Genomic DNA, 12,316 nt, shown 5'->3' on the forward strand with positions numbered 1-12,316 from the left:
TAGGGGAGCTGGTTCTTGAGAGTTACCACGACCGGGAAGCTCCTATTGACGAAGTCTCTAACAACTGCCAGATTCGCCGGATGACGTTGCTGACGGGCGCGCGGGAGCGCAGGGTGCGGACCGGCGAAGTCGAGCTGTGTGTGGCCGAGCTGGGTGATCCGGAGCGGCCGACGGTCGTCCTGGTGCACGGCTACCCCGACAGCAAAGAAGTGTGGTCCGAGATCGCCGAGCGGCTCGCCGGACGCTTCCACGTCGTGGCGTACGACGTCCGCGGCCACGGCCGGTCGACGGCGCCGCGGCCCCTGCGGGGCGGGTTCACCCTGGAGAAGCTGACGGACGACTTCCTGGCCGTCGCGGACGCGGTGAGCCCGGACGAGCCGGTGCACCTGGTCGGGCACGACTGGGGCTCGGTGCAGGCCTGGGAGTTCACCACCGTGAAGCGCACCGAGGGCCGCATCGCCTCCTTCACCTCGATGTCCGGGCCGTCCCTCGACCACTTCGGTCACTGGATCGGCCAGCGCGTGAAGCGGCCCACCCCGCGCCGGGTCGGCCAGCTTCTCGGGCAGGGCGCCCGGTCCTGGTACGTGTACCTGCTGCACACGCCCGTGCTGCCCGAGCTTGCCTGGCGCGGCCCGCTCGGCAAGGGCTGGCCGCGGATGCTGGAGCGCGTCGAGAAGGTGCCCCGGGGCGACTACCCCACCTCGTCCCTGCCGTCGGACGCGGCCCGCGGGGCCTGGCTGTACCGGGACAACGTCCGGCCCCGGCTGCGCAGGCCACGCTCGGACGCGCACGCCCACGCGCCCGTGCAGATCATCACGCCCCTGGAGGACCGGTTCCTCTCGGAGCGGCTCCACGACGGACTGGAGCAGTGGGTTCCGCAGCTGACCCGCAGGACGGTCCAGGCGGGGCACTGGATGCCGCGCACCCGGCCGGATCAGCTGGCCGGGTGGATCGAGGAGTTCGTGACGTCCGTCGAGAACGGCCGGTCCCCGGTGGTGGCGAGCGGCGCGCACGCCGAGCGGTTCGGCGGGCAGCTCGTGCTGGTCACCGGGGCGGGCAGCGGCATCGGGCGGGCGACGGCGCTCGCGTTCGCCGAGGCCGGCGCGCGGGTGGTGGTCGTCGACCGGAACGCGGAGGCCGCGGCTCGCACCGCCGAGTCGTCCCGTCGGGCGGGCGCCACCGGGGCCTGGGCCGAGACGGCCGACGTCTCCGACGAGCAGTCCATGGAGAAGCTCGCCGAGAAGGTCACCACCGAGTACGGAGTGGTGGACATCCTCGTGAACAACGCCGGGATCGGGCTGTCCGGTTCCTTCTTCGACACCACGCCGGAGGACTGGAAGAACGTCCTCGACGTCAACCTCTGGGGAGTCATCCACGGCTGCCGGCTCTTCGGGAGGCGGATGGCCGAGCGCGGGCAGGGCGGCCACATCGTCAACGTGGCGTCGGCCGCGGCGTACCAGCCGTCCCGGGCGCTGCCCGCCTACAGCACCTCCAAGGCGGCCGTGCTGATGCTCAGCGAGTGTCTGCGGGCGGAGCTGGCCGGGCGGGGGATCGGCGTGACGGCGGTCTGCCCCGGGTTCGTCAACACGGCCATCACGTCGACGGCGCGTTTCGCCGGGGTCGACGCGCGGGAGGAGGAGCGGCTGCAAAAGCGCACCGCTCGGCTGTACGGGCTGCGCAACTACCCGCCGGAGAAGGTCGCCCGAGCGATCCTGCGGGCGGTGACGCGCAATGAGGCGGTGGTGCCGGTGACGCCGGAGGCGCGGGGTGCGCGCTGGCTGTCGCGGTGGGCTCCCGGGGCCCTGCGGGGCATCGCGCGGGTCAAGCCCCCCGTGTGACGGAGCGCCAAAACCCCTGCCGCGACGGCCAGTTGTCCACAGAGACGCCCATTCACCCTGTGGATAACACCACTTGGTTGTGGATCAAACCTGGCAAGCGAAACTCGATCGCGTGATTCACGTCTCTCCCGCACTCTGGTGGGATGGACGAAAGACGCACCGTGAAGGTGTCGAAGTACCTGTCGAAGCATCTGCGCCACCAGCCGGAGCGGATCGGGCTCACCCTCGACGAGGCCGGCTGGGTGGAGATCGACACCCTCATCGCCGCGGCCGCCGCGCACGGCTTCCGGTTCGCCCGCGACGAGCTGGACCAGGTCGTCGCCACCAACGACAAGCGGCGTTTCGCCGTCGAGGGCACTCGGATCCGCGCCAGTCAGGGCCACAGCGTGGAGGTCGATCTCGGGCTGGCGCCGGCCACCCCGCCCGCGTACCTCTACCACGGCACCGTCGCCCGCAATCTGGACGCGATCCGGGCCGAGGGACTCCGTCCGATGAACCGGCATGCCGTGCATCTCTCGCCCGACCGGGAGACGGCGACCCGTGTCGGAGCTCGCCGGGGGCGGCCGGTCGTGCTCGGAGTGGACGCGGCCGCCCTGCACGCCGACGGCCACGTCTTCCACGTCAGTGCGAACGGGGTGTGGCTCACCCAGGCCGTGCCGCCGCGCTATCTGCGCTTTGCCGGGCCGCGCTGACCTGCTGGTGTGACCAGACGCGCACGGTGACTGGTTTCACGTGAAACACGGCCGACCGCCCGGTTCCCTTAGGCTCGTCGCCATGAGTCTGCGCCTGAGCACCGTGATCCTCCCGTACCGCCGCTGGCACGAAGGCGGCCGCACGACCTGGACACGCGCCGAGCAGCTCGGCTTCCACACCGCGTACACCTACGACCACCTGTCCTGGCGCACCTTCCGGGACGGCCCGTGGTTCGGCGCCGTGCCGACCCTCACCGCCGCCGCGAGCGTCACCGACCGGCTGCGGCTGGGCACCCTGGTGACCTCCCCGAACTTCCGGCACCCCGTGACCCTGGCCAAGGAGCTGATCTCCCTCGACGACATCTCCGGCGGACGGGTCACGCTGGGCATCGGCGCGGGCGGCTCCGGCTTCGACGCCACCGCGCTCGGCCAGGAACCGTGGACACCCCGCGAGCGCGCCGACCGCTTCGCCGAGTTCGTCCCGCTGCTCGACCGGCTGCTCAGCGAGGACGCCGTGTCGTACGAGGGTGACTTCTACTCCGCCCACGAGGCCCAGAACATCCCAGGCTGTGTGCAGCGGCCCCGGCTGCCGTTCGCGGTGGCCGCGACCGGGCCGCGCGGGATGCGGCTCGCCGCACGGTTCGGACAGGCGTGGGTGACCACCGGCGACCCCAAGCTGTACGAGAGCGGCACGCCTGAACAGTCGATTCAGGCCATTCGCGGGCAGGCGGAGAGGCTCGACGACATCTGCGCCGAGGTCGGCCGGAACATGACCGACCTCGACCGGGTCCTGCTCACCGGCTTCACGCCGGAGCGCGGCGGCCCGCTCCAGTCGCTGAACGCGTTCGTGGACTTCGCCGGGCGGCATGCGGAGCTGGGCTTCACGGAGATCGTGATCCACTGGCCGATCGCCGATTCACAGTTCGCGGCGGACGAGAAGATCTTCGAGCAGATCGCGATGGAGGCGCCGGCGCAGCTGCGCTGAGCGCGGACGGATGCGCCGAGGAGCCTCGGGTGAAGGGCCCTACTGGGGGGGACCTGGCGAGAGACTGCTGGTGAGGGGCTCCTGCCGAGAGGCTCCTGGTGAAGGCGGTATCCACTCACCTGTGCGGAGCCCCGCACGCCCGTGCAGCCATGTGCGGGACAATGGCCGGGTGACCTCAGCGACCCGACAGCCCGAGACCGCGGCCGAGACCCTCCCGCCGCGGCTGATCGCCACCGACCTCGACGGCACCCTGCTGCGCGACGACAAGTCGGTGTCCCCGCGTACGGTCGCCGCGCTGGCCGCCGCCGAGGAGGCGGGCATCGAGGTCTTCTTCGTCACCGGCCGCCCGGCCCGCTGGATGGACGTCGTCAGCGACCACGTGCACGGCCACGGCCTGGCCATCTGCGGCAATGGCGCCGCCGTGGTCGACCTGCACGGCGGCCCGGGCGCCCACCGGTTCGTGAAGGTACGGGAGCTGGCACGGGAGAACGCCCTGGACGCCGTACGGCTGCTGCGCGACGCGGCACCGGGGACGGTATACGCGGTGGAGCAGACGTACGGCTTCTACCAGGAGCCGGCGTACCCGAAGCTGCACATGGAGATACCGGACAGCCTCGCCCCGGCCGAGGAACTCCTGGGCCCGGACCACCCGGCCGCCGCGGAGCCGGTGCTGAAGATCCTCGCCTACCACCCCGAGATCGACCCCGACGCCTTCCTGACCCTGGCCCGCCTCGCCATCGGCGACCGCGCCGACGTCACCCGATCCAGCCCCAGCGCCCTGCTGGAGATCAGCGGCCCGGGAGTGTCCAAGGCCAGCACCCTCGCCCTGTGCTGCGCCGAACGCGGCATCTCGCACGAGCAGGTCGTCGCCTTCGGGGACATGCCCAACGACGTGGAGATGCTGACCTGGGCGGGCCGGTCGTACGCGATGGGCAACGCCCACCCGGACGTGATCGCCGCCGCCTCGGGGCAGACGGTCGCCAACAACGAGGACGGGGTCGCGGTCGTGATCGAGCAGCTGCTCACGGAACTGCCGTAGCCGATGGGGCCGGGGTGTCTCACAGGGACACCCCGCGCGCCGCCAGCCACGACACCGGGTCCACCGCCGAGCCCGACTCCGGTGTGACCCGGGTCTCGAAGTGCAGGTGAGGCCCGGTGGAGTTGCCCGTGGTGCCCGACTGCCCGATCCACTGGCCCGGGCTGACGTGCTCCCCCTGGTCGACCGCGAGGGAAGCGAGATGGGCGTACTGCGTGTAATACCCGCCCGCGTGCTTGAGCACGATCTCCATGCCGAAGGCACCGCCGCAGGACACCTTCACCACCCGGCCCGCGCCCACGGCCCGCACCGGCGTGCCGATCGGCACCGCGAAGTCCTGCCCGGTGTGCCGGTTCGACCACCGCTCACCGCCGCTGCCGTAGGACGCGGACAGCTCGTACGTCTCGACCGGCGCGACCCACTCGCCCTCGGTGAACCCCGTCTCCGCCTGATCGAGCCGGACGGCTCCGCGACACGCGCCGGCGGAGACCGCGGCGTCCGCCTGCCCCTGGAGCTGCGAGCGGGCCGTCTCCAGCTTCTGCTCGATGTCCGCCTTCAGACCGGCGAGTTGGGCGTTGCGTTTCTCCAGCGCCTGCCACCGGTCCGCGGCCCTGGCCTCGTCCGCCGCGAGCCGGGCCTCGGCGCGCCGGTTCTTGGAGATCGCGTTGTTCACGGCGAGATCGGCCTGGGAGAAGGCGTGCTGACCTCGCATCAGGCCGTCGGGGCTGTCGGCGAGGATCATGTGCGCGGCCACCGGCAGGCCACCGCTGCTGCGGTACTGGGCCCGCGCGATCCGGCCCAGGTCCTCGTGCAGGGCGGCGATGTGCCGCCGCTGCGCGTCCAGAAGTGCCTCCGCCCGCTGGGCTTCGGCCCGCTGCTCCTCGGCCTCCTTGCGGCCGGCCTCGTACTGCTGCGTCGCCACCGCGGCCTCCTCGTACAGCCGCACCACCTCGGCGCTGAGGCCTGGGTCCGCGCCGGACCCGGTGCCGCTCCCGGGTTCCTTGTGCGCCGCCGTCGGCCGGGCCGCGAGCACGGCCAGCGTGCACAGCAGGACCGGAATCAGCAGCCGATGGCGGCGATATGAGCGCATGTCAGCGATCGTCGCCCAACTCTGCCGACCCGGCCCTGTTCACGTCGTACGGCTGGGGGACCGGCTGCGCCGAACGGCCCAGTGCACGCCGCTCCCGACCCCTACCGCGCTCCCACCAGCGACTCCGACGCCGCCTCCCGCTCGGCCATCGCGCGCAGCGGTCCGTCCGTCGCCAGCAGCTCCGCGTAGGGACCGCGCTGCACGACCCGTCCCCGGTCCAGCACGAGCACCTCGTCGACCGCTTCGAGGCCCGCCAGCCGGTGCGTGATGAGCAGCGTCGTCCGGCCCTCGGTGGCGGCCAGCAGATCGGCGGTGAGCGCGTCGGCGGTCGGCAGGTCGAGGTGCTCGGCGGGCTCGTCCAGCACCAGGACGGGGAAGTCCGCCAGGAGTGCCCGGGCCAGCGCGAGCCGCTGCCGCTGGCCTCCCGACAGCCGCGCCCCGTGCTCGCCGACGAGCGTGTCGAGCCCGTCGGGCAGGCCGTCGGCCCAGTCCAGCAGCCGGGCACGGCCGAGCGCGGCCCGCAGGTGATCCTCGGTGGCGTCCTTCCTGGCGAGCAGCAGGTTCTCGCGCAGCGAGCTGTCGAAGAGGTGCGCGTCCTGCGCACACAACCCGACGAGTCCCCGTACGTCGTCGCTGTGCAGCGCGTACGCGTCCACGCCCGCCAGCGAGTACGAACCCGCCTCCGCGTCGAGGAACCGCAGCAGCACCTGCGCCAGCGTGGTCTTGCCGGAGCCGGAGGGCCCGACCACGGCGATCCGGCGGCCCTCCCCGAGGGTCAGCTCGAGCCCGGCGAGCGCGTTCCGGTCCTGCCCGGCGTACCGGGCGGTCAGCCCCCTGACCACGACCGGGAACGGTGACGCGGGCGCCTGCCGGGGCCGCTCCGGTTCCCTCACGGGCTCCGGGGCGTCCAGCACCTCGTACACCCGCTCCGCGCTCCGGCGCACGCGCTGCCGGTACTGCACGGCGAGCGGCAACCCGAGCACGGCCTCGAAGGCGGCTAGCGGGGTCAGGACGACGACGGCCATGGTCACACCGTCGAGTCGCCCGGCGGCGACCGCCTGCGCGCCGGCCAGGGCGGCGGCCGTGACGGTCAGTCCGGAGATCAGCGCGGTGAGACCGTCACCCAGAGCCGTGGCGGTGGCGGCGCGCGAGGCGATCCGGGTGAGCACCCCGTCGGCCTCGCGGGCCTGAGCGGTCCGCGCGGGCAGGGCACCGGCGACGGTCAGTTCCGCGGTGCCGGTGAGCAGGTCGGCCACCCGCGTCGCGAGCACCCCACGGGCGGGCGCCAGCCTGTGCTCGGCCCGCCGGGCCACGGCGCCGGTGATCAGCGGCACGCCCACCCCCGCCGCCAGGAGCCCGGCCGCGAGCACCGCCCCGGCCTCGGGCAGCAGCCATGCCGTGAAGCCGACCGACGCGGCCGACACGACGACGGCCGACCCGGCCGGCAGCAGCCACCGCAGCCAGTAGTCCTGCAGCGCGTCCACGTCCGCGACCAGCCGGGAAAGCAGATCACCTCGGCGGACCCGGCGCAGCCCGGCCGGCGCCAGCCGCTCCAGCCTGCGGAACACCGCGACCCGGGTGTCCGCCAGCATCCGCAGCACGGCGTCGTGGGACACCAGCCGCTCGGCGTACCGGAACACGGCCCGCCCGATCCCGAACGCACGCGTCGCCGTGACGGCCATCATCAGATACAGCACGGGCGGCTGCTGCGAGGCCCGCGAGATCAGCCACCCGGAGGTGGCCATGAGCCCCACGGCGCTCCCCAGCGCGAGACTCCCGAGCAGCAGTGCGAGTCCCAGTCGTCCGCGCCGGGCGCCGGACATGGCGCGGACGCGGGCGAGGGCACCGCCTGAAGCCGACTGCTCCACGGACTCGGCCGGGGTGGGCGGCTCGACCTCGACGGACCGTGTCCCGGCCCCCCGGGCCACGGTCGCCACTGGCAGGGCAGCGGTGGTCTCGGGCTCCGCCAGCCGCACGACCCGGTCCGCGACCTCCAGCAGCGCCGGCCGGTGCACCACCAGCAGCACCGTCCGGCCGGCCGCGAGACGCCGCACCGCCGCAACGACCTCGGCCTCGGTGGCCCCGTCCAGCGCCGCCGTCGGCTCGTCGAGCAGCAGCACGGGCCGGTCCGCGAGGAACGCCCGGGCCAGCGCGAGCCGCTGCCGCTGCCCGGCGGACAGCCCGGCGCCGTCCTCGCCGAGCACGGTCTCCGCGCCCTCGGGCAGCGCGTCGACGAACTCCAGTGCCCCGGCGTCCCGCAGCGCCTGCCGCACGGCGTCGTCGTCGGCGTCGGGCCGGGCCAGCCGTACGTTCTCAGCGATCGTCCCGGCGTACAGATGCGGCCGCTGCGGCACCCACGCGATCCGGGAACGCCACTGCTCCAGGTCGGCGTCGGCGAGATCGACTCCCCCGACCCGCACCCGCCCCTCGGCCGGTCGCACGAACCCCAGCAGAACGCTCAGCAGCGTCGACTTGCCGGCGCCGCTCGGCCCCACCAGGGCGACCGTCTCCCCGGGCTCGATGCCGAAGGACACGCTCGAGACGGCGGCCGCCGACCGCCCCGGGTACCGGACGGTCACGCTCTCGAACGACAGCGCACCCTCCGGCACGGCCTCGGAACCGGACGCCAGGACGGGCGTCTCCAGGACCTCGAAAATCTCCTCGGCCGCCGCGAGCCCCTCCGCCGCCGCGTGGTACTGAGCCCCCACCTGCCGCAAGGGCAGATACGCCTCGGGCGCGAGGATCAGGATGACGAGGCCGATGTACAGGTCCATCTCTCCGTGCACCAGCCGCATGCCGATCGTCACGGCGACCAGAGCCACCGAGATCGTCGCGAGCAGTTCCAGCGCGAAGGAGGAGATGAAGGCGATCCGCAGCGTCCGCATGGTCGCCCGCCGGTACTCGCCGGTGATCCGCCGGATCGACTCGGCCTGCGCCTTGGCCCGCCCGAACACCTTCAGCGTCGGCAGCCCCGCGACGACGTCCAGGAAGTGCCCGGACAGCCGTGACAGCAGCCGCCACTGACGGTCCATCCGGGACTGGGTGGCCCAGCCGATCAGCACCATGAAGACCGGGATGAGGGGGAGGGTGCCCACGATGATGGCCGCGGAGACCCAGTCCTCGGTGACGATCCGCGCCAGCACCGCCACGGGCACGACCACCGCGAGACCCAACTGCGGCAGGTAGCGCGAGAAGTAGTCGTCGAGGGCGTCGACTCCCCGGGTGGCCAGGGCGACCAGCGAACCGGTCCGCTGCCCGCTCAGCCAGCCCGGTCCCAGCTCAGCGGATCGCTCGAGCAGCTGCCCCCGCAGCTCGGACTTCACCGCCGCACTGGCCCGGTGGGCGGCCAGCTCGGTGAGCCAGCCGACCAGCGCCCGGCCGACCGCGACCACGGTCAACAACAGCAGGGGAGCGCGGAGTTCGGACACCGCCATGCGGTGCTGGAACGCACCGACCACCACCTCGGCGATGAGCATCGCCTGCGCGATGACCAGTCCCGCCCCCACGGCCCCCAGGGCCACGACCGCCACCAGGAAGAGGCGGGTGGCGCGGGCGTACCGGAGCAGACGCGGATCGATTGGTTTCACGTGAAACACACCTCAGTGCGCGGTCTCGGTGATGTGCTGTGTACCGATCCGCTTGCGGAAGACCCAGTACGTCCAGCCCTGGTAGAGCAGGACGACGGGGGTGGCGATCCCGGCACACCAGGTCATGATCTTCAGTGTGTACGGGCTGGACGAGGCGTTGGTGACCGTCAGGCTCCAGTCCGGGTTCAGCGTCGACGGCATGACGTTCGGGAAGAGCGTCAGGAAGAGCATCGCCACCGTGGCCACGATGGTGAGACCCGACAGGGCGAACGCCCAGCCCTCGCGCCCGGCCCGTGCCGCGACCAGGGCCACGAGGAGCGACGCCACGGCCGCGACCATCGCCACGAGCGACGAACCGTCACCCCGGTCGGCCTGCGTCCACAGCAGGAAGGCGAGCGCCAGCAGGGCGGTCACCAGTCCGACGCGCAGCGCCAGCTTCCGCGCCCGCTCCCGGATCTCGCCGACGGTCTTGAGCCCGACGAACACCGTTCCGTGGAAGGTGAACAGCGCCAGCGTGACCAGACCGCCCAGCAGCGCGTACGGGTTGAGCAGGTCCAGGACGCCGCCCGCGTAGTTGAAGTCCTGGTCGATCTTCACGCCTCGCACGATGTTGCCGAAGGCCATGCCCCACAGGAAGGCGGGCAGCAGCGAGGCCCAGAAGATCACCGTCTCCCAGTTGCGCTGCCAGTTCTCCTCCGGCCGCTTCACGCGGTACTCGAAGGCCACGCCCCGGAGGATCAGGCAGACCAGGATGAGCAGCAGGGGGAGGTAGAAGCCCGAGAAGAGCGTTGCGTACCACTCGGGGAAGGCGGCGAAGGTCGCGCCGGCCGCCGAGAGCAGCCACACCTCGTTGCCGTCCCAGACGGGGCCGATGGTGTTGATCAGCACCCGCTTCTCGGGCCGGTTGCGGGCGAGCAGCTTCGTGAGCACCCCGACCCCGAAGTCGAAGCCCTCCAGGAAGAAGTAGCCGGTCCACAGGACGGCGATCAGGACGAACCAGACGTCGTGCAGTTCCATGACTGTGCAGCTCCCTCGGCCTAGTACGAGAAGGCCATCGGCTTGTCGGCGTCACGGGAGTCGCCGCCGATCTTCGTGGGCGGGTTGAGGTCGGCCTCGGTGAGCTCCGGCGGGCCCGCCTTGACGTACTTGGCCAGCAGCTTGACCTCGACGACGGCGAGGGTCGCGTACAGCGTGGTGAAGACGATCATCGAGGTGATGATCTCGGCCTGGGACACACCGGGGGAGACCGCGTCACGCGTCTGGAACAGGCCGTAGACAACCCACGGCTGGCGGCCCATCTCGGTGAAGATCCAGCCCCAGGAGCTGGCGATCAGCGGGAAGCCCAGGGTGAGGATCGCGATGCGCCAGTACCACTTGGTGAGGGTCGGGCCGAGCGCCTTCTTCGGCAGCAGCACGAGGTGCGGCACCTCGTCGTCGCCCACCCTCAGGTGCTGCGGCAGCATGAACTTCTTGCGGGTGAGCCACAGCCCGGCCAGGCCGATGGCGAACGACGTCATGCCGAAGCCGATCATCCACCGGAAGCCCCAGTAGGCGACGGGGATGTTGGGCCGGTAGTCACCGGGCCCGTACTTCTCCTGCTCGGCCTTGTTGATGTCGTTGATGCCGGGCACGTACGAGGTGAAGTCGTCCTTCGCCAGGAAGGACAGCAGGCCGGGGATCTCGATGGCGACCTTGTTGTGGCCCTTGTCGACGTCGCCGACCGCGAAGACCGAGAAGGGAGCCGGCTTCTCGCCGTCCCACAGCGCCTCGGCCGCAGCCATCTTCATCGGCTGCTGCTGGTACATGATCTTGCCGAGGACGTCGCCGCTGATCGCGGTGAGGAGGCCGCCGATGACGACAGTGACGAGGCCCAGCCGCAGCGAGGTCTTCATCACGGGGATGTGCTTCTTGCGGACCAGGTGGAAGGCGGCGATGCCGACCATGAAGGCCCCGCCGGTCAGGAAGGCCGCGGTGAGCGTGTGGAAGACCTGGGCGAGCGCGGTGTTCTGGGTCAGAACCAGCCAGAAGTCCGTGAGCTCGGCCCGGCCCTTCGCCTCGTTGATCCGGTAGCCGACCGGGTGCTGCATCCAGGAGTTGGCCGCGAGGATGAAGTAGGCCGACAGGATCGTGCCGATCGAGACCATCCATATACACGCCAGGTGGATCTTCTTCGGCAGCTTGTCCCAGCCGAAGATCCACAGGCCGATGAAGGTCGACTCGAAGAAGAAGGCGATCAGAGCCTCGAAGGCCAGCGGCGCACCGAAGACGTCACCGACGAAGCGTGAGTAGTCCGACCAGTTCATGCCGAACTGGAACTCCTGCACGATGCCGGTGACCACGCCCATCGCGATGTTGATCAGGAAGAGCTTGCCCCAGAACTTGGTCGCCTGGAGGTACTTCTCCTTCTCCGTGCGCACCCAGGCGGTCTGCAGACCGGCGGTGAGCGCGGCCAGCGAGATCGTCAGGGGGACGAACAGAAAGTGGTAGACGGTGGTGATGCCGAACTGCCATCGCGCCAGGGTCTCCGGCGCCAAAGCCAGGTCCACGTCGCCGCTCCTTACCTACGCTTGTGAAAGCGTTCACATTCACAAGCCATTATGCAGCACGGACTTTCGAGGCCTGGAGGGGGTCCCCTGTCTCCCCCGTCACAGTCAGCCCCTTGGCCCGAACTTCAACATATTGTTGAATCAACGGCATGCAGACACCGACATCGCTACAGATACGGATCTCCTGGCCCGCGGGCCATCTCACCGCGTCGCTCGACGACACCCCGACCAGCCGGGCCCTCGCCGAGGCGCTGCCCCTCGTCTCGACAGCGCGCACCTGGGGCGAGGAGGTGTACTTCGACACAGGAGTGTCGGTTTCACGTGAAACAGGCGCCCGGGAAGTCGTCGAGGCAGGCACCGTCGCCTTCTGGACCGACGGCGACGCTCTCGCCCTCCCCTACGGACCTACGCCGATCTCACAGGGCGACGAGTGCCGCCTCGCCGGCCCGTGCAACGTCCTGGGCCGCCTCGACGGCGACCCCGGCCTGCTCGCGACCGTGCGGGACGGCGACCCCGTACGCGTGGAACTCGTGGATGCCTGA

General features: G+C 71.3%; 9 protein-coding genes. 5 read left to right on the top strand and 4 right to left on the bottom strand.

All coding sequences use genetic code 11. From position 1 onward, the window contains the following. The first annotated feature begins 80 nt into the window (after window positions 1-80). The 4 genes from CEB94_RS19955 to CEB94_RS19970 all read left to right on the top strand — a co-directional run bounded on the left by CEB94_RS19955 (window position 81) and on the right by CEB94_RS19970 (window position 4,554). Window positions 81-1,838: an SDR family oxidoreductase gene (locus CEB94_RS19955; protein WP_175433521.1), complete on the top strand. Its 1,758-nt coding sequence runs from the start codon at window positions 81-83 to the stop codon at window positions 1,836-1,838. Between the two features lie 143 nt (window positions 1,839-1,981). Further along, complete coding sequence (locus CEB94_RS19960) at window positions 1,982-2,530, top strand: RNA 2'-phosphotransferase (RefSeq protein WP_175433522.1); 549 nt, start codon at window positions 1,982-1,984, stop codon at window positions 2,528-2,530. Between the two features lie 82 nt (window positions 2,531-2,612). Then, window positions 2,613-3,515 (top strand): LLM class flavin-dependent oxidoreductase, encoded by a 903-nt coding sequence (locus CEB94_RS19965; protein ID WP_175433523.1) that lies wholly within the window; start codon window positions 2,613-2,615, stop codon window positions 3,513-3,515. 169 nt (window positions 3,516-3,684) lie between these two features. After that, the gene (locus CEB94_RS19970) at window positions 3,685-4,554 is read left to right on the top strand and encodes a Cof-type HAD-IIB family hydrolase (protein WP_246111852.1); all 870 of its coding nucleotides are present in this window, start codon (window positions 3,685-3,687) and stop codon (window positions 4,552-4,554) included. A gap of 19 nt (window positions 4,555-4,573) precedes the next feature. Here the strand turns inward: CEB94_RS19970 and CEB94_RS19975 are convergent, their stop codons facing one another. From CEB94_RS19975 to CEB94_RS19990, 4 genes are all read right to left on the bottom strand, one after another. Then, window positions 4,574-5,641: a M23 family metallopeptidase gene (locus CEB94_RS19975; protein ID WP_175433524.1), complete on the bottom strand. Its 1,068-nt coding sequence runs from the start codon at window positions 5,639-5,641 to the stop codon at window positions 4,574-4,576. Between the two features lie 101 nt (window positions 5,642-5,742). Beyond that, window positions 5,743-9,228, bottom strand: a complete 3,486-nt coding sequence (cydD, locus tag CEB94_RS19980) for a thiol reductant ABC exporter subunit CydD (RefSeq protein WP_175433525.1) — start codon at window positions 9,226-9,228, stop codon at window positions 5,743-5,745. 12 nt (window positions 9,229-9,240) lie between these two features. Beyond that, window positions 9,241-10,245, bottom strand: a complete 1,005-nt coding sequence (gene cydB / locus CEB94_RS19985; RefSeq protein WP_175433526.1) for a cytochrome d ubiquinol oxidase subunit II — start codon at window positions 10,243-10,245, stop codon at window positions 9,241-9,243. Window positions 10,246-10,265: 20 nt separating this feature from the next. After that, window positions 10,266-11,774 carry a cytochrome ubiquinol oxidase subunit I gene (locus tag CEB94_RS19990; RefSeq protein WP_175433527.1) on the bottom strand — a complete coding sequence of 503 codons (1,509 nt, stop codon included), beginning with the start codon at window positions 11,772-11,774 and terminating at the stop codon, window positions 10,266-10,268. Window positions 11,775-11,923: 149 nt separating this feature from the next. Here CEB94_RS19990 and CEB94_RS19995 point away from each other — a divergent pair, with 149 nt between their 5' ends. Next, complete coding sequence (locus CEB94_RS19995; RefSeq protein ID WP_175433528.1) at window positions 11,924-12,316, top strand: cyclophilin-like fold protein; 393 nt, start codon at window positions 11,924-11,926, stop codon at window positions 12,314-12,316.

The sequence above is a fragment of the Streptomyces hawaiiensis genome (genome assembly GCF_004803895.1).
Classification (GTDB): domain Bacteria; phylum Actinomycetota; class Actinomycetes; order Streptomycetales; family Streptomycetaceae; genus Streptomyces; species Streptomyces hawaiiensis.

Bases quoted from the DNA above. Each gene is read 5' to 3' on its own strand.
- CEB94_RS19955 (WP_175433521.1), top strand. From the start codon at position 81: ATGACGTTGCTGACGGGCGCGCGGGAGCGCAGGGTGCGGACCGGCGAA.
- CEB94_RS19960 (WP_175433522.1), top strand. From the start codon at position 1,982: ATGGACGAAAGACGCACCGTGAAGGTGTCGAAGTACCTGTCGAAGCAT.
- CEB94_RS19965 (WP_175433523.1), top strand. From the start codon at position 2,613: ATGAGTCTGCGCCTGAGCACCGTGATCCTCCCGTACCGCCGCTGGCAC.
- CEB94_RS19975 (WP_175433524.1), bottom strand. From the start codon at position 5,641: ATGCGCTCATATCGCCGCCATCGGCTGCTGATTCCGGTCCTGCTGTGC.
- cydB (WP_175433526.1), bottom strand. From the start codon at position 10,245: ATGGAACTGCACGACGTCTGGTTCGTCCTGATCGCCGTCCTGTGGACC.
- CEB94_RS19995 (WP_175433528.1), top strand. From the start codon at position 11,924: ATGCAGACACCGACATCGCTACAGATACGGATCTCCTGGCCCGCGGGC.